This window comes from Acinetobacter sp. LT1 (assembly GCF_059800965.1).
Genome location: NZ_JBBAXE010000019.1, coordinates 38968 through 62868, shown reverse-complemented (window position 1 = coordinate 62868; position 23901 = coordinate 38968). Strand labels below are relative to the sequence as shown.

The 23901-nt window shown below is 39.8% G+C and carries 16 protein-coding genes and 1 pseudogene; 9 read left to right on the top strand and 8 right to left on the bottom strand.

What is annotated here, in order from left to right:
* Nucleotides 1–107: 107 nt before the first annotated feature.
* The 6 genes from WBW42_RS16160 to sbnA all read right to left on the bottom strand — a co-directional run bounded on the left by WBW42_RS16160 (nt 108) and on the right by sbnA (nt 9358).
* Complete coding sequence (locus WBW42_RS16160) at nt 108–881, bottom strand: HpcH/HpaI aldolase family protein (RefSeq protein WP_032055857.1); 774 nt, start codon at nt 879–881, stop codon at nt 108–110.
* Complete coding sequence (locus WBW42_RS16155) at nt 874–4401, bottom strand: IucA/IucC family protein (RefSeq protein WP_032055858.1); 3528 nt, start codon at nt 4399–4401, stop codon at nt 874–876. The genes WBW42_RS16160 and WBW42_RS16155 overlap by 8 nt, the downstream gene beginning before the upstream one ends.
* The gene (locus WBW42_RS16150; protein WP_032070660.1) at nt 4398–5603 is read right to left on the bottom strand and encodes an MFS transporter; all 1206 of its coding nucleotides are present in this window, start codon (nt 5601–5603) and stop codon (nt 4398–4400) included. Before WBW42_RS16150 ends, WBW42_RS16155 begins: the two co-directional genes overlap by 4 nt.
* 3 nt (nt 5604–5606) lie before the next feature.
* Nucleotides 5607–7247: an IucA/IucC family protein gene (locus tag WBW42_RS16145; protein ID WP_080777062.1), complete on the bottom strand. Its 1641-nt coding sequence runs from the start codon at nt 7245–7247 to the stop codon at nt 5607–5609.
* 71 nt (nt 7248–7318) lie between these two features.
* Nucleotides 7319–8332 (bottom strand): 2,3-diaminopropionate biosynthesis protein SbnB, encoded by a 1014-nt coding sequence (gene sbnB / locus WBW42_RS16140; RefSeq protein ID WP_032055863.1) that lies wholly within the window; start codon nt 8330–8332, stop codon nt 7319–7321.
* Nucleotides 8333–8353: 21 nt separating this feature from the next.
* Nucleotides 8354–9358: a 2,3-diaminopropionate biosynthesis protein SbnA gene (sbnA, locus tag WBW42_RS16135; protein ID WP_005803491.1), complete on the bottom strand. Its 1005-nt coding sequence runs from the start codon at nt 9356–9358 to the stop codon at nt 8354–8356.
* 507 nt (nt 9359–9865) lie between these two features.
* Here sbnA and WBW42_RS16130 point away from each other — a divergent pair.
* Nucleotides 9866–9981, top strand: a pseudogene (locus WBW42_RS16130) (hypothetical protein).
* Between the two features lie 5 nt (nt 9982–9986).
* Here the strand turns inward: WBW42_RS16130 and WBW42_RS16125 are convergent.
* Nucleotides 9987–11009 carry an ABC transporter substrate-binding protein gene (locus WBW42_RS16125; RefSeq protein ID WP_032055864.1) on the bottom strand — a complete coding sequence of 341 codons (1023 nt, stop codon included), beginning with the start codon at nt 11007–11009 and terminating at the stop codon, nt 9987–9989.
* Entirely contained in the window at nt 11010–11600 is a 591-nt protein-coding gene (locus WBW42_RS16120; protein WP_002115726.1) for an ANTAR domain-containing response regulator, read from the bottom strand.
* Nucleotides 11601–12057: 457 nt separating this feature from the next.
* Here WBW42_RS16120 and WBW42_RS16115 point away from each other — a divergent pair, with 457 nt between their 5' ends.
* From WBW42_RS16115 to WBW42_RS16080, 8 genes are all read left to right on the top strand, one after another.
* Nucleotides 12058–12327, top strand: coding sequence for a hypothetical protein (locus WBW42_RS16115; RefSeq protein WP_002115692.1), 270 nt, complete (start codon nt 12058–12060; stop codon nt 12325–12327).
* An 11-nt stretch (nt 12328–12338) separates the two neighbouring features.
* Nucleotides 12339–14885: a nitrite reductase large subunit NirB gene (gene nirB / locus WBW42_RS16110; protein ID WP_017385976.1), complete on the top strand. Its 2547-nt coding sequence runs from the start codon at nt 12339–12341 to the stop codon at nt 14883–14885.
* Between the two features lie 12 nt (nt 14886–14897).
* On the top strand, nt 14898–16520 hold the full coding sequence (gene nirD, locus WBW42_RS16105; RefSeq protein WP_032055866.1) for a nitrite reductase small subunit NirD: 1623 nt from the start codon (nt 14898–14900) through the stop codon (nt 16518–16520).
* An 18-nt stretch (nt 16521–16538) separates the two neighbouring features.
* The gene (locus tag WBW42_RS16100) at nt 16539–19325 is read left to right on the top strand and encodes a nitrate reductase (protein ID WP_032055868.1); all 2787 of its coding nucleotides are present in this window, start codon (nt 16539–16541) and stop codon (nt 19323–19325) included.
* Nucleotides 19322–19951 carry a molybdenum cofactor guanylyltransferase gene (gene mobA, locus WBW42_RS16095; protein ID WP_032055869.1) on the top strand — a complete coding sequence of 210 codons (630 nt, stop codon included), beginning with the start codon at nt 19322–19324 and terminating at the stop codon, nt 19949–19951. The genes WBW42_RS16100 and mobA overlap by 4 nt, the downstream gene beginning before the upstream one ends.
* Before the next feature lie 148 nt (nt 19952–20099).
* The gene (locus WBW42_RS16090; protein ID WP_163114368.1) at nt 20100–22373 is read left to right on the top strand and encodes a molybdopterin-dependent oxidoreductase; all 2274 of its coding nucleotides are present in this window, start codon (nt 20100–20102) and stop codon (nt 22371–22373) included.
* A 229-nt stretch (nt 22374–22602) separates the two neighbouring features.
* Entirely contained in the window at nt 22603–23643 is a 1041-nt protein-coding gene (gene moaA, locus WBW42_RS16085; RefSeq protein WP_080777057.1) for a GTP 3',8-cyclase MoaA, read from the top strand.
* Entirely contained in the window at nt 23644–23898 is a 255-nt protein-coding gene (locus tag WBW42_RS16080; protein ID WP_032055875.1) for a MoaD/ThiS family protein, read from the top strand.
* Nucleotides 23899–23901 lie beyond the last annotated feature (3 nt).

The following is a 23901-nucleotide window of genomic DNA, read 5'->3' as shown; positions in this document are numbered from 1 at the left end:
AATGATTGTAATTCACAATATCGTTGTTGGACAAAAAATAATAAAATTTATTTTTATTAATTGTTGTGTAGAGGAAGGTGCACTCATCGCTCTACACAACTGAAAATTTATGAGATTTCTTTATAAGAATTCAAATGATTTTGATGAGCACGGCGAATAATGCTGCGGTCATCACCGAGTACAAAAAGCTGAACGGATTGTTGTTTCCATGCCGCAATATCTTCAGGTTGGCGTGGAATAGCACAGAAATGCTTTTGACTATTTTTAGTCTTTATATACATCTCTTGAACTTTTTCTTTCACTTTTGGATGGCTAGATTGCCATGGCATTCCCATTGATTGGGAAAGGTCGGCAGCACCTTCCAGAATAATATCAATACCTTCAACTTTTAATATTTCATCTAGTTGTTCTAGTCCTTCTAAGCTTTCAATCATGGCAACGACAACCGTTTCGTTTGCTGCGTGTTGAACAAAACTAGCTAAATCATCCATACCATATCGATTTAACCTTGTCGAGTTGAGACCTCTTTGCCCAAGAGGCATATAGTGACAATAGTTCACGGCTTCTTGTGCTTGCTGAGCATTTTCTATACGCGGAAAAACAATACCCGTTACCCCTGCATCGAGCAGAGGTAGAACTAAATGGTTGGCGTTTAACGGTACCCTCACAAAGACATCAAGATTCATGGCTCTAGCAGCTAAAATCATGGTCTCGACTTGAGACGTACTAAATAAAGTATGTTCCAAGTCGATAATAATAAAGTTGTAGCCCGCAAGTGCCATTTGCTCGACATTAATCGGAGAAGCTACGGAACAAAAGATTCCGTAGAGCGTCTCGCCATTTGCTATTCGTTTCTTAAAAGAAATCGAATACTTATTCATATTCAATTTCCTTAATCAGGCTGAGCGGGTTTGGCGTGGTTTGTACTCTTAAGCGAATTTCTGGAAGGAAACGGCGGCTTGCGAGTTGTTCAATATCGATGGTGTCATCTGTAAAGTTAAACAATTCATATCGCTCGGCAAACTCTGGGTGAGCTTCTTTATGCTGATTAATAATGGTTCTTAATATGGTCCAGAATTTGATTTCATCGAAGTCATAATGTTCATTTAAGAAAATCGCTAACTCAGCCAGATTTACAAACCAAAGTGCATCTTGAGTAAAGTCTCTTAACTCATTTGGAGAGTGGGTTTCCAAGAACGAGTTCGGGTTAATCTTGGCGTGCTCTTTTGGCGCATCTTGTAAGTTGGGTAAAAGGCTCGGCTCACGTAAAAGATGACGACTAAAACGAATTCCATCATGGAAATCTTTCAAAGCCGCTTTAACGGGTAAGCCATTTTTATGAATTAGTACCATGTTTTGTGCATGTGATTCTAAAGCGAGGCCGTGACACCACAAAATATGCATGATTGGTAAATAAGCATTGCTGAGTAATTTTTCTAACCAGAACTCAATACCATACTCTTGGATCCACTCATCGATTAGTGGTTTTTGGTCCGTATCAACTTGCATTAGACCCGTTACAGGCGTTGCTGATTCGCCTTCTTTTAAGTAGCTGTAAATACTTTCGCGCCAAATGCAAGCCAGTGCGCCGTATTGAACAGGTAGCGCAATTTGCTGGTTCACTGAAAGACCGCCGATCTCTCTTAAAATAACAGGCTTACGCTGTTTTTCTAAAATATGGTCTTGTTCAACAATGTTATAAAGCCAGTCACTCATTTTTGCCGCATTTTGAACGGTATGCGGTGCCAATACACGAGAGGTAGAAGTATTGACCAAGTTCATTGCCAATTTAAGAGAAAGCGCCGAGATATCACTAATATTTGATAAGGTTCGAATGGACTGTTGCGGTAAATAAGTCGGACCTTCAATATCTAACGGGATGATCAGTTGGTTGCTAATAGCATCTTGATAATATAATTCAATAATTTTATCCCACTGCCACGGATGAATTGGGGTAAGGATATAATTTTTAAACTCTACATTTTGCTCTTTCAATTGATCATTGATAGTTTGCAGATCTTTCTCTGAAAAATGCTGTTTATAAAGCTGTTCTAAGTTAATAGTTTCACTTAAAACCAGTTTGCATAAACTGTTATGAGTCGCCACCCATTGAACCGTAAAACCTTCGGAAAGCTCTGGTGCATATTTTTGATTTTCTTTTAAATCGAAGCCGATACGAGACTTAAAACTCGGGTGATATAAATGGGCGTTGGTAATCCGCGCTTCTTGTTCTAGGTATGGCAAGGTTCTTAAAGGTTGAGCAGGGGCTTGGCTTAAAGTCTGCGCATGCTTAACGTAAGTTAAATTGAGTTCATCATTAAAGTTTTGCCATTTAACTGGGTCAGCTTCAATAATATTTTTTAAATCGGCAAGTAGCGTTTTTAAGTTAGGGCGAGTTTCAGTGCCTAAAGTAATATCAGAACGGATTAAACTTGAAGGATCTAACTTAATGCGTTTAAAACTGAAATGTCGTTTGGCCGCACAGGTATAAAAAACAGTATCGGAAATATAAAACTTGATCTGACCTTTAGAAAACTCGTATTTAAAAGTATTTTCAAAAATGAGTGCTTCTAATAATTGGCCCATCACGCGATTTTCCGCGAGGGTTTTATAATTGGTTTGTTGTGTTGGTTGAAGAGGGCAAAGCGCTTCTGCACCGCGATATTTATAAATAGGGTTTTCAACTTCAATCCAGATAGGATTGCCACCACTGTGGTAGAGCGTATTTAACATATTTGCCTTGATTGGTAATGTGAGTGAATTAATTAATAAATCGCGATATTGCTGGCCTTTGGCGCTAAAATTTTCTTGCGTGAGCGTAAGGCGTGTGGCTTGCCAAAGTTCAGATTCTTCAATGGCCGTAACTCGTGCAATTGCACTGATGAGATGAGCAATGTGATTGATCACGAGGTAATATTTTAAAAAGATCCATGCATCTTTCTGAGAGAACCAAACGGTACTATCTTCAGAAATAGATGAGTCGTCTTCTATCATTTCTGGAACAATGCTAATGCCTTCCATATCTCGAAGAATAAGGCGATGTGGATAGCCGTTTTTAAATTCCATTAAACTATTTTGCATGTGCGCTTCTACGCTAATGCCTTTATTTGCAAACAACTCAATTAATGGAATGAGTGAAACTTTAACGTACTGTTTCCACCAGAAAGTAATGAAGTCTTTCGCGTCTTTCGATTGTAGATTTTGGTTGGGTGCCGCTTGCTGAATAATGCTTAAAAGCGGGATTTCATAGTTTTCATTTTCTTCAACCAAGCCACCTAGCATTCTGGTATTTTCTAATACCTCTGGCGTGAGTCCTGCTCTATAAAGAATGCCAAATGAACTTTCAAGCTCTGGAATTTTGACTGTTTTTGCCTCTAACTCCGGCAGAATCATAAGGTCTGGATATTGCTCATTAATCTTGTGATTAATAATAATTTTGCTCGCATCAATCGCGCGTTCCATTTCGTCCATTGGGTTATTACGAATGAAACTGGTAATTCGTACATCAATTGATAGCTTTAAGAATAGATTCGATTGAGGTAACCACACTGTACGAACGGATGAGGTTGGCCATACGGTTTGACCTAAAGCTCCCAGATAGATCACGTCTTGGCTATCTAAATATTTCTTCAAAGATGGAAGTTGACGTAAGAAGTTAGCTTGCCACGGATGGGTTGGCATTAGCTCGTAATTTGCTAAGTTTTCTTGCAAACGCTCTTTTGCAGTTTTTAAAACTTCATCTTCAATACGGTGAGAAGGCTGTTCTTCACTTACAAGCTTTTGAATTAAAGAAGAATGAATTGCAAAGTAATGAAGTTGGAAACTTGCGCCTAACTCGGGGCTATATTTTTTCATGTCTTCTTTAGAGAAACCTAAATTGGCTTTAGAGGTCACATGAAAAGGGTGCCCATATAACATGCCTTGTTCGGTTGCCTGAAAACCACTTAACGCTTTAGTTACTGTTTGGGAAGGCCTATTTTCTAAAAAGAATTTTGTATTTTCGATACTATTGGCAATATCGGAGTACAGGTTCTTATTTTGGTTTTTATCTTTAAATAAACTATTCAACTCATCTGTAATCAGCTTCACTAATTTTTTTGGGTCGGTGAGCGAGTCAAATGTATTGTCGTTTAAATTTTGCAGAACAAAACCACGTTGATATCTATGATAACCAGTGGTGGATAGATGCTGAACTGCACCATAAACAATCGTGTTAGATGCATTAAACGTATAAGCAAAATACAGGGTGTCTGGGCGCTCTGCATACAGTGTGAATAAAGGAGAATCTTGAGCTGGGATAATATGCTTTTCAAGATTTACTTTGAGTTCACGAAAGAAAGTATTCAGGTACTGTTCGAAAAGTTTATAAGACCATGCATCGGTTGTAATAATTGAGTTCATTCTTGTGCCTCTTCTAAAATTGTATCCATTAAGAATCTGTTCAAAATCACCACTAATCCCGCACCGATAAAAAATAGTGAGGTGCAGATTAATGCAGCAGTAATATTGAAAAATGAGTAGGTGAGCGTGATCGTGATTGGGCCAATAAGTTGTCCTAAGACAAAGGCACTGTTAGAAATACCAATCACTTTTCCTTGGCTTTGAGCGCCGGCTTTTAGAGAAATTGTGTGCAAGATCGAAGGAATAAGGGCTGCAAAGCAGAAGCCTTGTATGAGTCGTAATACAAGAATCAGCCAGAGATTAGAAACCCAGATCAATGCGAAAATCGTGATGCCGCAAATCAAAGATGCGTAAATGAAGTTATTAAAAGAATCTCCTTTATCATCATTTCTTTTTCCCCAATAGGTTGCAGCAATAAAGGCTGCTCCCCATGAAAGCGCATGAATGGTTCCCGTTAAACTCGCAGCAGATAACGATGAATGAGTGCTCTGGCTTATTTCACTAATGTATAAAACAAAGCAGGACACTAAACCAAAGCCGCCCGCTTGAACCAAAATGCCAGCGCTTAACCATGAAAAAATTGTTCTATCAAAGAAAGCTGGAAGCTTAGATTTCTCTTTGGTTTTTGGCGCCTCGGTTTTAATGGGATTGGTTAATACAAATGACGCAATCAAAATTAAGGTCATCACAACAAATGCTGTCGCGTTGAGTAATACTTCAACCCGCCATTGATCCATAAATATCCCGCCGAGCACGGGACCACATAGGCAAGCGAGCGCAACACTACTTTGTAGTTGCCCAAAAGCGGCACCACGTTGTTGTTCATTAGAAAGATATGAAACATAGGCATTTAAGATCACAGAAAGACCGCAAAAACCGAGTAAAATTCGCGCGAAAATAAACAGGTATAAATGCTGGGCGCTCGCCATGAGCAGTATTGAAATACAGAAACCTGCCAGAGAAAGTAACAAGGCTTTTTTATGGCCGAATGTGTCGGATAGGTGACCCACAATCGGTGCGGTAAATAAACTGCCAATAGCCGGAGCCGCGAGTGCCAAACCTGCCCAGATAGTGGGAGCACTCATATGCGCCGTCAGTTTTTCCATATAGAGCGGCATGATCGGAATCAGCACCATGAGCCCGAAAGTGGAAAAAAACTGACAGAGCAAAATAATGAAATGATCTAGGCGAGATGAGCGCATGATTTAGATATCCATGGTCTCATAGCTAGAAACAGATAAGCTGTGATAAGGATTTGGCGTACTTCCGATTTTACTTGGCATGCCTGTTGAGTCGCTTTCTTGCGCAAGTAAAGGCGTAAGTAGCTGTTTGAATGGCCAAGTCGTATTGTCAAAAAGATAGGTTTGAATTTGCGATTTTGTTTGTTCTGAAATGGGTTGGGTTTCTACAAAATCTTGAATAATGTCTTGAACCATCTCCCAAAAATCGCTTTCTGTACGATCCGTATATTTCAAGGTAGCTAAAGCAATCGGGTAGAGGTTAATTTGAATCCCTAAGGTAATGAAGTAATTAAATAAGTCTTCATTTTTAGTAAAGATAAGATTGTTCGGTGTGCTGGTATCGATGGTATAAATCGGAGGGGTAAAACCACTTTCTTCAATGGCTGTGGTACATATTCTTAAGGTATCGTGGTCACGTAAAATAAAGCATTTAAACTTATTATTTTCATAACACACCATGGTGTTTTGCCCGTGGCATTCAGGCATGATGCCTTTCGCCCAAAGCGTTAAGAATGTTTGAATAAAATGAACACTTAAGTCTTTTAGTAATGACCATTTGTCACCTTCAACGCCTAAAGCTTCCCAAGGGTCAACATAGGTACAGCTTAAAGCTGACATAGTGATTGGAGTAACGTTTTGGTCTCTGCAAATATCCGGTAAATGTCGGACTTGGCAACCGATTACACCTAAATTTTTTACAATCGGCTCTTGTTTACCGAGCACCCACCAATGTGTTTCATTACTCAAAAAGAGGCGATTTTTTATTAAAGCAGTTTCATTAATGACGTCATTTAGAAAATCATAAGCCGTATGTCCATTCATTAAATAACGGCCTGGCATAGAGCGGATTGCGCCTAATGTTTTGGCATTGGTTGAGAGTTTTAAATGTAGATTCGGGTTTGCGTTGTGAATAAGCGTTCTTAATGAAGAAGTCGGTAAACCAATTGTCGTGACATGGTTTAGGTCAATACCGTCGTACTTATTTTCATCAAACTTTAAATAGCGATGTTGAGTCTCTAACAAAGGTAGGGCTAAGTAATCATCTGAAAGCTGAGCCATTTTGTCAGAAATAAGACGTTCCTCAACTTCTGATAACAGAAGCTCTTTGTGAGGAATCGACTTCATATTGTTGATCACGTCATCTTTCTTAAATGCCCACCAATACACCTCAATTTCTTTTTGAGTTGTGAGTGGGGCAAGTTCACCTTTTGAGTGAGCGAACGGATGAAATGGACGATCAGCTACCAGTGATAGCAATTCACTGGTCATTAAAGGTGAAGAAAATGAAAGGGCTGACTGTAAAATTTGAGGAATTTTTTCAGCCGTTACTAAGTTATCTAGCCAATAATTAATCGCTTTTTGATGGTGTGGTGAAGGCCACCAAGTTGCTTGGGTTAAATAGTTAAAAACTTCAGAAATAGAAATTTTAGAAGTTGTATTGCTCAATAGGTTATGAAGCAAAACTTCGGGTTGGGTAACATAGAAAGGATTTACACCATCTACTTTTAAACAGCTGAAATAGAGTTCCAACTCATCATTGAGAGTAATTGCCAGATAAGGCTTTTTATAGGAAATATGATCTCTAAAATCTCCATAATTCTCCATGTAGAGTGCATCTATCGTTTTTTGTAGTTGTGCTGTGTAAATCCGATCTAACATTTTAGTTATTCCTATTCTTATAAAAGCGGTAGAACCGTGCCAACGTTTTGTTCTTGTGCAGCATTGAAGAACCATTTAGCGCAGACAATGTCATCAATCGCCATGCCCATTGGGTTGAGCAAAATGATTTCATCTTCGCGTTCGCGGCCGTTTTTATGACCAATAATGATGTCGCCAAGTTCAGCATGTAGTTTTTCACGGCTGAATAAGCCATCCTCTACCAGCACGTTGATGACTTTCTTCTCTCGGTTTGATTGGTCCCAGTCATCTACAATCACTTTGTCGACTTTTAAGAAGACTTCAGGCTCGATATCCATAATTGAAATATTTGAAACAAAGCAGCCTTTTTTAAGCCACTCAAATGGAATGTAAGGTTTATCTGAGACTGTGCAGGTAATAAGGACGTCAGCTTGCTGAATCGCAGACTTAGCACTGTCATGAATTTCAATTTCTAGATGTGGATATTCTGATAAGAACAATGCTTTGAGTTTTTCAGCTGCTTCAGGGTTTACATCAAATAAATGTACTTTTTTCACTTGAGCATATTGTTCAAGCACAGTTTTAATTTGCATTTGAGCAATTGGACCGCAGCCAATTACAGTAATGTCTGAAAAGTCTTTTTTCGCTAGATATTTAATCGAAACACCAGTAATTGCTGCAGTTCGCATGGCACTGATGAGGCTGCCTTCCATCACTGCAACTGGATAATTTGTTTCTGAGTCATTTAAAACAATCAGTGCGCTGGCACGCGGAATATTGAATTTTTTAGGGTTATGTTGTCTTGAACCAATCCATTTGATTCCAGCAATCGGGTCGTTGCCGCCTAAATAACAAGGCATTGCGATAATACGGTCGGCAATATGGTCTGCACCTTGCCAGCGAAGATAAGGTTTTAAAGGTTGAACAAACTGTTTATTTGCATGCAGAGTTAAACCTTCAGTAATCGCTTCAATAAATGAATTACTATGATTTGCGCCAAGATTTAATAAATCTGATTGACTTAAGTAGCGAAGGGTAGCCAAATTGCTCATGAATATTTCCTAAGGAGAAGGTTAAACAGCATTTTGTAAAGTAAGGTTTTCTTGACGTCGTACGTTTCGATTGAAGTGACGCTTCTTGATCATTTCGAACCATTCATCTTCATAAACAAGATCGAGATAACGATCGCCGCGATCGGGCAACAGTGTTAAGACGCACGATCCATCAGGAATGGTTGGAATCAGTTTTTTGATGGCTGAAATTGATGAGCCACTTGAACCGCCAGCAAAGATTCCTTCGTGTTCAAGAAGTTCTCTGCAACCGAGTGCCGACTCATAGTCATCTACATAAATGACATCATCAATTTCATCGGGGGAGAGTAGCGGTGGGACAGTACTTGCCCCAATCCCGGGAATTTCGCGTGGACCAGATGTACCACCGAACAACACAGAGCCGACGATATCGACTGCGATCACTTTTAATTCTGGAAATCTTTCTTTAAGGCGACGAGATACGCCCATAATCGTGCCAGAGGTACTTGCCCCAATCACGAGGTAGTCAATCTTGCGATCAATTTGATTTAGGATTTCTTCTGCTTCTCCAAAATAATGGCTTTTCCAGTTATTTGGGTTTGCATACTGATTAATCCAAACAGCATTTGGAAGCTGTTGGCAGAGTCGTTTTACAGTGTCAATTCTGGTTTTTAAATAACCGCCGTTTTGATCTTTTTCAGAGACCATTTCGATATTGGCCTTGTAGAGCTTCAACATTTGTAAGTTTGCTGAGGCAATTTTCGGGTCAATAACGGCAGTAAATTTTAATCCATATATTTTGCAAGCCATTGCAAGCGCAATCGCTAAGTTCCCTGATGAACTTTCAACAATATGACTATCTTTATTAATCACTCCAGATTTCAGGCCTTCCTGTAGCATGAATAATGCCGGACGGTCTTTAATACTTCCTCCTGGGTTTAACAATTCCATTTTCGCAATCACTGAGATCGATTGATGCGTGAATAGCCTTGATAATTGTAGTAGTGGCGTTTTACCTATGCAGTCGAGAATATTTTCATGGATCATGGTAGATCTTCTCAGGTTTTTATGTGGTGTGAATGATAATGATTATTAATTTAATTATTATTACCATTTGTGCCATGATTGTTGCGGTTTGTAACTAAAAACAGGAGGGACTTAGAGGATTTTTCACTAATTTTTTTTATCTAATTATTTGAATCGTAATATTTAAGTTTTACAAAAGGATTAATAAATAAATCTTTTTAAATATAATGACATAGGCAATAAATTACTTTAGAACTAAAAAAATTAATTTAATTAAGACAGATGCGAGAAATTCTTTTGAAGAAATAAAATGAAATTTATGACCTCATCCGCGTAATTGATGCATCACTATTCTGTCTTGAGCATGGGTAGATTTAAGGCTTAAAGAAGAGATAAATATTTAAAGACTGACTTAAGATGCTTTGAATAATGAACTGAAATTGATCAAGTGGCAGTTATTGATATGAAAATGTCTGAAAATGATACGCTTAGATAGATATGATCATTTCCATAAGCGCTATATTTTCAATGGATCAGTTGAGCCTAGAAAATATAGTAATGCGTGTTTCGCATTTTGTCTTATGGGTCTTTCAAGCTGTCTTTGTCATAAAAGACAGCTTTTTTTATGGCGATTTGATAAGTAGAAAAGTTATGAACGATAGCGTTGTTTAGCTTGTTCATAAGCCTCAAGATTAATGCATTGAGCACCCAAGCTTGTGATTTGTGCTTGGTCGAGTTGAAGTTCATCCCATTTTTGCATTTGCTCGAGCAGCCAATAAAAGTCTTCTACTTTTGGAAGTGCACTTTCTTTTACTAAATGACGGACAATATCCTGAATCATATAGTATTTGTCGACATGTACTTCTTCTGAACAATGGAAGCGCACAATTCCAAACTCAACTAATAATTTTAAAATTGGAGCAAAATCGTCTAACTCACTCAATTCTTGTTGGGCTTTCATAATTGCCGTGGTGAGTGCAACTAGTGTTTGTGGATGCTGTTCAGCCCATTCTTGAGTTACGGCTAGAACCTTATCAGCCACACGAGGAATAATGTTTTGACTTGAGCAAATCATTTTACTTAAGCCTAAAAGCTCGCCTTGAGTATTCCAAGGTTCTCCTACACAAAAACCATCAATCACATGTTTGTCCAATGCTTCGACCATATAAGGTGGCGGTAATGTTTTAAGCTGGATAGATTGTGCAAGTTCAGGGTTTGCTAAAGCGAGCCACTCTCTTAAACAATAATGGTGAATAGAATGCTTAAATACATGTGCTAAGGAAAGAGAATGTCCTTGTTCAAGATAGCTTGCCACTTTTTGCGCTGTTACTTGGGCCGTATCATTTTTTTGAATTGAAAGTTGATGAGTAAGTTTTTGACTTAAGCTAATGAAAGCACGGTTTTCACTTAAAACCAGTGATGTTTGCAGTGGCGTGCCAATTTGATCTGTGCCGACAGCCGCCGCAGGTAACATTGCAGATAAGCAATGCGCTGCATCTAATAGACCAAAAGCAAGACGGTCTCGAAGACTTGCCCAAGATGCTTCTTTAACTAAAGTGACATCTAAACCCACCTCTTCAAAGAAGCCTCTTTGTTTTGCCCAAAGCAATGCAAGACAATCAAGCAAAGGAATATAGCCGAGTTGTAATTGAGTCTTTTCTAATGTGCTCATTTATTCATCCTTTAGTTGATTGTTGAGTAATTTTTGGGCATCAAGTAACCGCCGTGCCATTTCTCCAATCGTTATACGGTGACTCATGGCATTTTTTCTGAGAAGTTGGAAAGCTGTATCTTCCGGCAGACCGTGGAGTTGCATGAGTAACACTTTGGCCTTTTCAACATCTTTACGATCAGCCAGTTTTGTTTGAGCCTCTTTTAAATCACCTTCGAGTTTTTTGTGTTTTTTATATTGCTCAATCGAGATTTCTAAAATGGTATGTAAGCGGGCAGGATCTATGCCATCTACAATATAAGCTGTTACTCCCGCATCGATGGCTTGTTTGATGGTGTCTTTATCTGAATTTTTAGTGAACAGGACAGTCGGTAGATCATAGCTACTCACACAACTTTCAATAATGTCACGATGAGGATGATCCATATCGAGCAAGATCACATCGGCTTGTAAATGCTCGAGACGAAAAATATTTAAATGGTCCAAAGTAAGGCAAGCGACCACTTCAAAATCATTTTCAAGCAGACTTTTTCTTATATAGTCTGCTCGCGCATGATCATCATCAATAAGGGCTATTTTGAGTTTTGGCATAAGTTCAGAAAATCAGGCTAAGAAAATGCGCCAATTCGACGCGTTTTTTGTTATGAGGTTTTAAGCAAGATTAGTGCCATCCAAAACTAAACAAAAAATCCAGTTTAAGTGGTATTTCAGCGAGCTAAAGAATTAATGTGGTCAGTCTTGGTGCAAAAACACGATTCATTTTGTGGCAAGACATATTTTTATCTTAACCATTTAAGTGTACAGCGATGGGGCAAATAGAATAAGACATTATTTTTATAAGATAGCTAGGTGAATTATATCTATTTGAAATTAAATATAAAAAAATTAATAAATTAAATTTATATAAGAATTGGCATGCAAAATGCTTACTTAATTACAGGTCGAAGACGACCATAAGTTTTAAAGACGGCCAACGATGTCCGTTCTGATCGAATTTGTGAGTGCAACTGTGCACACAAAGAATTTACGTTCAGTCGGAGTGAAGGCCATGTCTTTATTTTTATTGCATAAAAAAGTTACATCTGAATTATCTAATTTTTCAGTTCCAGCGATGCGAGCCTTCTCTATGAGGGGGCTCGCTTTTTTTATTTCTTTTTATGACTTTGCTGTGCATTGGGTGTCATTAATGAGTGGGAAAAATGGATTCCAAGCAGCTACATGCTTTGTGAGATTGATTCGCTTCTCTGTAGAACACAAGGCAAAAAAACAACGTCTATTTGAGAACGCAATAACGCAGCTTAAAAGCAACGTGATTTGAGGAGAAACACTATGAAATTGGTAATGATTGGTCATGGTATGGTGGGCCACAAATTCATCGAAGCCATTTTAGAAAAAGCAGATGATGAACTGGAAATCACGATTCTCGCGGAAGAACCTCGTATCGCGTATGACCGTGTACATTTGACAGAATATTTCTCTGGGAAATCAGCAAAAGATTTATCTTTAGCACGTTTTGACTTTGCTGATGCTCATGGCATTGACTTACGTCTAAATACAAAAGCAACTGCAATTGATACAGCTGCACAAACAGTCACAACCAATCATGGTGATGTCATCAGCTATGACAAATTGGTGTTGGCAACTGGTTCGTATGCATTCGTTCCACCAATTCCGGGTAATGACCGTGAAAACTGCTTCGTTTACCGTACGATTGAAGACTTAGACGCGATTCGTGCAGCGAGTCTTAATGCAAAAACAGGTGTAGTCATTGGTGGTGGTTTACTTGGACTTGAAGCTGCAAAAGCTTTACGTGATTTAGATCTAGAAACGCACGTTGTTGAGTTTGCGCCACGTTTAATGGCAGTTCAAATTGATGATTTGGGCGGTAAAGTTTTACGCCGTAAAATTGAAGACCTTGGTGTAAAAGTTCATACACAAAAAGCGACACAATCTATCGAATGTGGCAACAGCACTACACATGTAATGAAATTTGCAGATGGTAGCGAGCTTGAAGCAGATGTCATTTTATTCTCTGCGGGGATCCGTCCACGTGATGAACTTGCACGTAACAGTGGTCTCGCGATTGGTGAGCGTGGCGGTATTGTCATTAATGATTACTGCCAAACTTCAGATAACAATATTTATGCCATTGGTGAATGTGCGCTTTGGCAAAATAAAATTTATGGTTTGGTTGCACCGGGCTATGACATGGCGCGTATTGCAGCAAAACACATTTTAGATGAAGAGTGTAATTGCTTCGCTGGTGCAGACATGAGCACCAAGTTGAAGTTGATGGGGGTGGACGTTGCTTCTGTAGGTGATGCACATGCCATGACTCCGGGAGCATTAAGCTATTTCTATGCAGATGAGCATGCACTGGTTTATAAAAAGATTGTTGTAAATGCAGATAAAACCAAATTGCTGGGCGCGGTTTTGGTGGGCGATGCGAAAGAGTACAATGACCTTTTACAAATGATGTTAAACGGTCTGGCTTTACCTGAAGTACCTGAAAGCTTGATCATGCCGGGCTTTGAACAATCAGCAGGTAAGTCTGGTGGTAGCGGAGTCGATTTGCTGCCAGACAGCGCGACCATTTGTTCATGTAATAACGTATCAAAAGCGGACATCTGCCAAGCAATTAGCGATGGTTCGACCTCTTTAGGTGCATTAAAGAAATGCACCAAAGCAGCAACAGCATGTGGTGGCTGTGCACCATTAGTGACACAAGTGTTGAAGTCAGAGTTGCAACGTCAAGGTGTGACTGTAAATAACCACATTTGCGAACACTTCCCGTACTCGCGTCAAGAGTTGTATCACTTGGTTCGTGTCAATGAAATCAAAACTTTTGATGATTTGATTCATCAACATGGTCATGGTCTAGGATGCGATATATGTAAACCTGCTGCCGCAAATATTCTGGCATCTTGCTGGAATGATTTCGTACTTGAGCCAAGTCATGCAGGCTTACAAGACAGTAATGACTACTATTTGGGTAACATCCAAAAAGACGGTTCTTACTCGGTTGTACCGCGTATGGCAGGTGGTGAGGTGACTCCAGATGGTTTAATCGCGATTGGTCAAATTGCGAAGAAATATAACTTGTACACCAAAATTACTGGCGGTCAACGTGTTGACATGTTCGGGGCGCAAGTTCATGAGCTTCCATTCATTTGGGAAGAGCTGAATGCTGCTGGTTTCGAGTCTGGTCATGCTTACGGTAAATCATTGCGTACCGTGAAATCATGTGTGGGAAGTACTTGGTGCCGTTACGGTGTAGACAACTCGGTTGGTTTAGCGATTGAGCTTGAAAACCGCTACAAAGGTTTACGTTCACCACATAAATTAAAAATGGCAGTGTCTGGCTGTACTCGTGAGTGTGCGGAAGCGCAAGGTAAAGACGTGGGTATTATCGCGACCGAAAAAGGTTGGAACCTTTATGTCTGTGGTAACGGTGGTATGAAACCACGTCATGCAGAGTTACTTGCATCTGACCTTGATAAAGCAACGCTCATCCGTTACATCGACCGTTTCTATATGTTCTACATCCAAACAGCAGACCGTTTACAACGTACGAGTGTATGGCGCGACAACATGGAAGGCGGCTTAGATTACCTTAAATCTGTAGTGGTGGATGATTCACTTGGTTTGGCTGCCGAGCTTGAGCGCCGTATGGAACACATCATTGGCACATATCAAGACGAATGGCGTACTGCGGTGGAAAATCCTGAAGTTCGTAAACGCTTCCAAACGTATATCAATGCAGGAGCAAATGAACAGGCCGATCCACACATTCAATTTACAACTGAACGTGGTCAAATTCGCCCATTAACTGAAGCTGAACGTTCAGAAGACCGTATTCCAATGGTTGAAGCATAAAGGAGAGTTTCTATGAATATTGTACAAGACAAAAATATGCTTCCTGATGATCAATGGATTGATGTGTGTGCACTCGATGATTTAACCCCAAACACTGGCGCGGGTGCGCTAGTGGGTGGACAAGCGGTAGCAATTTTTCGTGTAGGACATGAAAAACGTGTTTACGTGCTGAGTAATAAAGATCCGTTTAGCCAAGCGAATGTGATGAGCCGCGGCATTATTGGAGATTTACAAGGCGAACGCGTCGTTGCATCGCCAATCTATAAACAACATTTTAGTTTGGCAACGGGCCGTTGTTTAGAAGATAAAGACCAAAAATTGGCGGTTTACCCGAGCAAAATTGTTGATGGCCGTGTTTGGGTCAATGCGGTGCCGCAAAAAACTTATATTACCAATACAGGTGTATCACAAGACAAACTTAAACTGGTGCTGATCGGAAATGGTTTGGCAGGGATGCGTTGTCTAGAAGATTTACTTGATATGGCGCCAGATCGTTATGAAGTTACGGTGATTGGTGAAGAACCATGGGGGAACTATAACCGTATTATGTTGTCTCCGGTTTTATCGGGTGAAAAAACCATTGAAGACATTATGTTGCATCCACCAAAGTGGTATGACGATAAAGGCATTAAATTTATTGCCGGTGATAAAGCCGTAAAAATTGATCGCCCACGTAAAGTGGTTTACACCGAAAAAGGTCAGACAGTTGATTATGATCGTTTGATTCTGGCAACAGGTTCGGCGCCATTTATTCCACCAGTTCAAGGTGTTGACTTAAAGGGTGTGTTAACTTTCCGCGATATTTATGACGTCAACACCATGATTGAATACTGCGATTCAAAAACCAATGCAGTGGTGATTGGTGGCGGTTTACTCGGTTTAGAAGCGGCGTATGGTTTAAAACAACGCGGTATGAATGTCACAGTATTGCATTTGATGGACCGTATTATGGAACGTCAACTTGATGGACGTGCGAGTCAATTACTTCGTCATAGCATTGAGCAAAAAGGCATTCATATTATTACCGAAGCCAATACAGAGGCGTTAATTGGTGATGAAAATGGTCATGTCAAACAAATCCGTTTGAAAGATGGCACGGTCTTAGATGCTGACCTTGTGGTATTTGCTGTGGGCATTCGTCCAAATATTGCTTTGGCACAAAGTGCTGGTTTACGTTGCAATCGCGGTGTATTGGTGAATGACACCATGCAAACGTTTGATCCAAGTATTTACGCGGTGGGTGAATGTATCGAACACCGTGGTCAAACTTTTGGTTTGGTTGAGCCACTATGGGGGCAAGCTTTTATTTGCGCGACCCATCTGGCTGAACACGGCAGCTTAACTTTTAAAGCACCCACTGTGCCGACTCAGTTAAAAGTCAGTGGTGTCGATGTATTCTCGGCTGGTAATTTTGAGCCGAAAGATGATTATGAAGACATTATCCTGAACGATGAAAAACGCCAGATTTATAAGCGTATTATCATTCAAAGCGATCGAGTAATCGGTGCAGTATTGTTTGGTGATACTGAAGATGGCATGTGGTATGCAGAGTTAATTGCAGACCAAACACCTGTTTCTTCATTTAGAAATAAGCTGCTATTTGGTCGAGATTTTGCATTAAAAAATGCAGGCTAAATAGGGAAAGGAGCAGTTATGAATAGTATTCCAAGCGTTGAAATCGATAGCTCCGACCATGTTGCAGTTGCAAAAAACACTAAAACAACATGTCCATATTGCGGTGTAGGTTGTGGTGTTAGCGTAAACGTCCAACAAAAACCGCAAGGACCTCTAGTACAAGTTGAGGGGGATGCCGAGCATCCTTCCAACTTTGGACGCTTATGTATTAAAGGTAGCCTACTCGCGGATACTTTAGGGTTAGAAACACGTGTTTTACAACCAATGATGGGGCGCAAAGCTGATCGGGTAGTAACGACATGGGATGCGGCAATCAATAAACTTGCCGATAAATTCCAATCTTGTATCGATCAATATGGTCGTGACAGCATTGCATTTTATGTTTCAGGTCAGCTTTTGACTGAAGACTATTATGTGGTGAATAAGTTTGTAAAAGGCTATTTAGGCACTGCAAATATCGATACCAACTCACGCCTTTGCATGTCATCTGCGGTGGCAGGTCACAAACGTAGTTTCGGTGAAGATATTGTGCCTGCAAGTTATGAAGATTTTGAACATGCAGACATGGTGGTTTTGGTTGGTTCCAATACCGCATGGTGCCATCCTGTGCTGTATCAGCGGATTATGCAGGCTAAAAGCCACAATCCCGATATGTTTGTTGTAGTGATTGATCCACGTTTTACCAGTACTTGTGAGCAAGCGGATTTACATTTACCGATTTTACCGGGCCAAGATGTCGCATTGTTTAACGGTCTATTCCAATATCTATATCAAAATGGTCATGCCGATCAGGCTTTTGTTGATGTTTATACCGAAGGTCTGCAAGATGTTTTGGCAAGCAGCCAGCCAGAAACTGATATTCAATATGTGGCAAAGCGTACGGGAATTGCACTCGATAAATTACAGCAGTTCTTTGAGAAATTTGCGCAGACTGAAAAGGTAATCACGCTATTTTCAATGGGTGTGAATCAATCAAGTCAGGGCGTAAATAAGGCCAACAGCATTATTAATTGTCACTTACTAACAGGCAAAATTGGTAAGCTCGGCGCCGCACCATTTTCAATGACAGGCCAACCCAATGCGATGGGTGGTCGAGAAGTGGGTGGCTTAGCCAATATGCTAGCGGCACACATGGACTTAGATAATCCATCACATCAAAAAGTAGTGCAAACTTTTTGGGATAGCCCATTTATTGCAAATCAAGCGGGCTTAAAAGCAGTTGATTTATTTAATGCGGTTGAAGCTGGAAAAATTAAAGCGATCTGGATTATGGCAACCAATCCGGTGGTGAGTTTGCCAGATGCCGATCAAGTTAAACGTGCTTTAGAGAAGTGCGAGTTAGTCGTCGTGTCAGATATCTGTGCCGATACCGATACTACAGCTTACGCCGATATTTTGCTTCCAGCTTTAGGTTGGGGTGAAAAAGATGGCACAGTGACGAACTCTGAGCGCCGTATTTCACGTCAACGTGCTTTCTTACCTGCACCGGGTGAAGCAAAGGCGGATTGGTGGTCAGTGAGTCAAGTTGCGAAAAAATTAGGCTTTAAAGGTTTTGACTTTGCGAGTGCAAGTGACATCTTCAATGAGCATGCTGCGCTATCTGCACAAGACAATGCAGACATGGATATGCGAGAAGAGAGTAATAATTTTCGTTATTTCAACCTGAAAGGTTTAATGAACCTAACTAATGCTGAGTACGATGCTCTACAACCAATGCAATGGCCAGTATGGGATAAAACCCAAGACGCTAAAGCCGTTCAACAACTGTTTGGCAATGGCCAGTTTAGTCATAAAAATGCCAAGGCAAAATTGATTCCGACTGTTGCGATTGATCCGGTACATGCAGTTTCAGAAGATTATCCGCTCATTTTGAACACGGGACGTATTCGTGATCAATGGCACACCATGACGCGTACTGGTTTGTCACCAAATTTGACCAGTCACCGCGCTGAACCATTCTGTGAGATTCATCCAAATGATGCCTTAAAGTTTGGTGTACGTGATCAAGGTTTAGTAGAAGTTCGTTCGAAATGGGGCAGTTGTGTACTACGTGTGACCTTCTCATCGGGTGTCCGTCGTGGGCAAATTTTTGCACCGATTCACTGGACTGAACAGGTTGCATCCGACGCCCGCATTGGTAAAGTCGTTAATCCAGAAGTTGATGCAATTTCAGGTGAACCTGAGTTCAAACATACGCCTGTAATCATTCAGCCGTTCTATACCACTTGGCAGGGCGTGCTCTATATTCGTGAAGGATATGATTCGCATATTCAAGAATCGCTACATCACTGTGCATGGTGGACCAAAGTCAAAATGGTGAAAACCAATCGTTATGAACTTGCAGACCGCCAAACTTTTCATGATACTCAAAAGAATCTGAAAAGCTTTTTACCATTTGCCGATGAAACCTTTGAATGGTTAAGCATAGAAGATATCTCTTCACAACTGAGCCATAGCGTTATTTTGAAAGATGGCATTGTAATTGCAAGTCTATATATTGCACCGCCAGATTTATTGCCAGACCGTGATTGGGTAGCGAGTCTGTTTAAACGAGAACGTTTGAGCGCCTTGCACCGAAAAGCTTTACTAGCGGGTATGCCAATGTCGGCTACTAATAATGATGGGCCTTTAGTGTGTAGTTGTTTTAAAGTAGGTAAGAATAAAATTATCGACGTCATAAAAACACAAAACATTACCCATGAAAAACAGGTTACTGCATGTTTAAAAGCAGGTGGGAACTGTGGTTCATGTTTACCTGAGATTCGTGGCTTGATTAAAGCTTGCCAACAAGAGGTGGAAGTGTGAATAAGGGATATCCCGTAACTGATCTGGTCATTTTGGCGGGTGGACAAGCCCGCCGTATGAATGGTTTAAATAAGCTGTTGCAGCAATTTGATGGCGATACGCAACTATCCAAAATTCATCAAAAACTAAAGTCATCTGTATCTGAAATTTGGGTAAATAGTCATCGTGATTATTCGATTTATCAAAGTATTGTGCCTGATATTAAGTGTTTTCAAGATGATGCTTCTGGTTTTTTCGGCCCGCTTATGGGTATGAAAAGCGCATGGTCACATGTAAAAGCAGATTATGTTTTGTGTGTTCCCTGTGATGTGACGTATATACCTACGCAAGTCGTTGCGAAATTACATAGCGCACTACGCAAAAATAAACAAGCTCAGGCAGCCTATGTTTCAATTAATGGAGATGCTTTATATCCATTTTGCTTATTAAAGCGTGAAAGCCTGATTACGGTACGAGAGCAAATTGACAAACAACGATTAAGTTTGAAAGAGTGCTTTAAACTTTTACATGCACAAGTCGCCGTATTTCAAAAACAAAACTTATTTTTTCATAGCATTAACTCTCTGGATGAGCTTCAACAATATAAACAAATCAATGCTTTTAAAGAGATATTTACCGCGAGTTAAACATTAGATTCTATTAATTTACAAACTAAAGTGATGTTATAAACAAATTTAAAATGATGCGTTCTTGACTATCTAATATATAAGTTCTATTTTGGAACCTGTTGTTTTAATTCTAGCTAGATGTATAAAAATAAACGGAGCCAGAAAAATGATGGACGCAGCTCAGCAAAGTAAAACAGATGTAACCGCATGTATCTTATGTTCTAGAAACTGCGGTTTGAGCGTAGAAATTAAAGATAATCAGTTTGTCAAAATTAAAGGCAATCCTGAACATCCATTTTCTCAAGGCTACATTTGCCAAAAAGCCGCAAGATTACAGCACTACCAGCAACACGCAGATCGTTTGACCACACCTTTAAAACGCCAACCAAATGGTTCATTTAAAGAAATTAGTTGGGATGTGGCGATACAAGAAATTGCTGATCGATTAGTGCAGATTAGAGATGATTTTGGCGGAACTGCTTTTGCTTCGGTTGGGGGCGGTGGTCAAGGCAATCATCTTGGTGCAGCGTATGGTCGACAACTTTTGCTGGCCATGAAAAGTTATTATGCATACAACTCACTTGCCCAAGAAAAAACGGGTGATTTCTGGCTGAATGGTCGTTTGTTCGGTAGTCAGGCTTGCCATACCACAGAAGATGTTGAACATGCCGACTATGTACTTTTCATTGGAACAAATCCTTTTCAGGCCCATGGCATTCCCAACGCCCGAGACACGCTAAAACATATTAAGAAAGATCCGAACCGAACTATGGTGGTGTTTGACCCGCGTGTTACCGAAACAGCCAAACAAGCAGATATCCATGTGCAATTAAAACCAGGGACAGATGCTTTTTTAATGTCAGCCATGATTGCGATCATTATTAAAGAAAAGCTTTATGACGAAGCATTTATTGAGCAGCATACGCACGGTTTTGAAGACGTAAAAACAGCATTTAGTCGAGTTCCAATTGAAGACTATATTGCTAAAGCTGATGTTCCAGTCGATTTGATTTACCAAGTCGTTCGAGATTTTGCCAAGGCGAAAAAAGGCTGTATACGTATTGATTTAGGCATTCAACATACTTTAAATACTACATTAAACGGATATTTAGAAAAACTACTGTACTTACTGACTGGAAACTTTGGAAAGCAAGGTACCAATAATCTGCATACTATGTTTATTCCAATCTTAAGCGATACAGATGAAAGAAAGCCGAAATATCGACGTAGTGTTTACCATAAAATGTTCCCGATTTCCGGGTTTTTCCCGCCTAATATTTTACCCGATGAAATCTTAAAAGCAGGGGAAAAGCGAATTCGCGCAGTTTTTGTAGATAGCTGTAATCCGTTATTAACTTATCCTGATACACCAGCTTATGAGGAAGCATTTAAAGCATTAGATTTGTTGGTGGTAGTTGATGTTGCGATGACAGAAACCGCGAGACTCGCCGACTATATTTTGCCTGCTCATACTCAGTTTGAAAAATGGGAATTTACTGGTTTTAACTTGGAATTTCCTAAGAATGGTTTTCACCTGCGTCATCCCGTATTGGCTGCTCAAGCAAACACTTTACCGGAAGCCGAAATTTATACTCGATTACTTGAAGCCATGCAGGTGATTCCAAAACGCTTTCCAATTTTAGAAAAAATAGTTTCAGTCGACTCGAAAAAAATAGCTTATTTACCGTATTTGTCGGCATTGGGACTCACTTTTGCACGACACAAAAAATATATTCCTTTTGCAGCTTCAATTATCTATCGTACTTTAGGTAAGCAGTTAGAAAAATCAGCTGGTTCAGTAGCTTTTTTATTGCCGCTGTCTATTCAATATGCTGTGTTACACACCAAAGCGGTACGTCGTGCAGGTTATAAGGGTAATCCGTTAACACAAGGTGTCAAACTATTTGAGCAAATATTAAAGCAACGTTCAGGTATGGTTTTATCGCAACATGAATATGACGAAGTCTGGAAACTGGTGGCTTATAAAGATAAGAAAATACGTCTAGCGATTCCCGAGATGTTAAGTGAGCTCGCAAGCTTGAAAAGCCATAACGTTAATATAGAAGAGTTTCCTTTTATCCTCTTATCAGGTGAGCGACGTAGTTATAACGCCAACCAAATTTACCGTGACCCAGCATGGCGAAAAGTAGATGCTGAAGGAGCTTTACGAATTCTTCCTGAAGATGCAGAAGCCTTAAGTGTAGCTGTGGGTGATCAAATCAAATGTATCTCACAACATGGAGAAATTCAGGTTACTGTAGATTTTGATGAGGGAATGCGAAAAGGAGTTGTTTCGCTTCCACATGGTTATGGCATGCGCTTTCAAGGTGGGGAACCTATTGGACCACAATTAAACATGCTCATTTCTGGTGAGCATTGTGACCCTTTATCTAAAACACCGTACCATAAATATGTACCCATCCGTTTAGAAAAGTGCTAGAAATAAAGTAGGGCATATAAAAGGTTGACGCCGCACTGATTTTGTAAAGCTTTAAAGTTTGAACTAAAACGATACGGCCGAAATTTCAAATACAACCCAAAAAGTTATGGATGATAAATAGAATTGGAACAAATTTTGCAATAAAGATCAAAGCACTACTAAGGCGCAATTTTAAAAGTTTAATTGCTCTTAATGAGTGCTTGCAATATTTGAACTGTTCTCGATATGAGTGCAAATAATGAAACAATATCACTCTGAAACTGCGCCAATGCTTTTGCAAGATCAATATGGGCGTATCAAGCGAAAGTTACGTATTTCAGTAACTGATCGCTGTAATTTTAAGTGTGTGTATTGCATGCCTGAACATCCTGAATGGCTAAATAAACAAGATTTGCTTAGTTTTGAGGCGCTCTTTCAGTTTTGCAGTTTTATGGTGCAACAAGGTATTGAAAGCATCCGTATTACGGGTGGTGAACCATTAATGCGTCAAGGTATTGTTCATTTCGTTCGCGATTTACAAGCTTTAAAAGCATTAGGTTTAAAACGTATTTCAATGACCACCAATGGACATTATCTTGCAAAATACGCTCAGCAATTAAAAGATGCTGGTCTAGATGATTTAAATATTAGTCTAGATAGCCTAGATCCGATTCAATTTAAAGAGCTCACTAAGAAAAAGTTAGAACCAGTTCTTGAGGGTATTCAAGCTGCAAAAGATGCAGGGCTACCTTTTAAAATTAACTGCGTGTTAATGAAAGATAAAAATGAGGATCAAATCCTACCGATGGTGAAATGGTCTATCGCCAATCATATTCCGCTACGTTTTATTGAATTCATGCCACTTGATGGTGATGCACTTTGGTCAAATAAAGATGTGGTGAGTGAAGCCGAAATTTTACAGGCGTTGCAACCACATTATTCAGTACAAGTGATTGAGCAGCAACATGAGCCAGCACGCCAATATCTACTTAACAATAGTTACGCGCTAGGCATCATTTCTACCATTACTCACTCATTTTGCCACCAATGTGACCGTATACGACTAACGGCACAAGGTGAACTCTATAACTGTCTCTTTGCCCCGCAGGGTTTAAATATTAAGCCACAGCTTCAAACGCTGGTAAGTAAACAACGTACACCGGAATACGACATGTATATCCAAAATTTAAAGAATTTGCTCCATCCTTATATTTGGCATAAAGCTAAAGGCTTTCATGCCTTACAACATCAACAAACCCGTAAAATCAGTATGCATATGCTTGGGGGATAAATGCAGCAATCTATCCAAATTAAAATCGAATCATTTGGTGCAATTGAAAAATTGCTTCCACAAAATCTTTCGTTAGTTTTCCCCACCGATATTTTAGTTAAAGATGTCTTAAATGAAATTGTTTCGTTGCATCCAGAATGTACACAGGCCATGGAAAAATGTGCATGCGCTATTGGCGATAATGTCATAACAAGACAATCGGCCTTAAGTGAGCCGTGTACTTTGGTTTTATTATCACCAGTTGCAGGAGGCTAAGCT

Bases quoted from the DNA above. Each gene is read 5' to 3' on its own strand.
- WBW42_RS16160 (WP_032055857.1), bottom strand. From the start codon at position 881: ATGAATAAGTATTCGATTTCTTTTAAGAAACGAATAGCAAATGGCGAG.
- WBW42_RS16155 (WP_032055858.1), bottom strand. From the start codon at position 4,401: ATGAACTCAATTATTACAACCGATGCATGGTCTTATAAACTTTTCGAA.
- WBW42_RS16150 (WP_032070660.1), bottom strand. From the start codon at position 5,603: ATGCGCTCATCTCGCCTAGATCATTTCATTATTTTGCTCTGTCAGTTT.
- WBW42_RS16145 (WP_080777062.1), bottom strand. From the start codon at position 7,247: ATGGAGAATTATGGAGATTTTAGAGATCATATTTCCTATAAAAAGCCT.
- sbnB (WP_032055863.1), bottom strand. From the start codon at position 8,332: ATGAGCAATTTGGCTACCCTTCGCTACTTAAGTCAATCAGATTTATTA.
- sbnA (WP_005803491.1), bottom strand. From the start codon at position 9,358: ATGATCCATGAAAATATTCTCGACTGCATAGGTAAAACGCCACTACTA.
- WBW42_RS16125 (WP_032055864.1), bottom strand. From the start codon at position 11,009: ATGAGCACATTAGAAAAGACTCAATTACAACTCGGCTATATTCCTTTG.
- WBW42_RS16120 (WP_002115726.1), bottom strand. From the start codon at position 11,600: ATGCCAAAACTCAAAATAGCCCTTATTGATGATGATCATGCGCGAGCA.
- WBW42_RS16115 (WP_002115692.1), top strand. From the start codon at position 12,058: ATGTCTTTATTTTTATTGCATAAAAAAGTTACATCTGAATTATCTAAT.
- nirB (WP_017385976.1), top strand. From the start codon at position 12,339: ATGAAATTGGTAATGATTGGTCATGGTATGGTGGGCCACAAATTCATC.
- nirD (WP_032055866.1), top strand. From the start codon at position 14,898: ATGAATATTGTACAAGACAAAAATATGCTTCCTGATGATCAATGGATT.
- WBW42_RS16100 (WP_032055868.1), top strand. From the start codon at position 16,539: ATGAATAGTATTCCAAGCGTTGAAATCGATAGCTCCGACCATGTTGCA.
- WBW42_RS16090 (WP_163114368.1), top strand. From the start codon at position 20,100: ATGATGGACGCAGCTCAGCAAAGTAAAACAGATGTAACCGCATGTATC.
- WBW42_RS16080 (WP_032055875.1), top strand. From the start codon at position 23,644: ATGCAGCAATCTATCCAAATTAAAATCGAATCATTTGGTGCAATTGAA.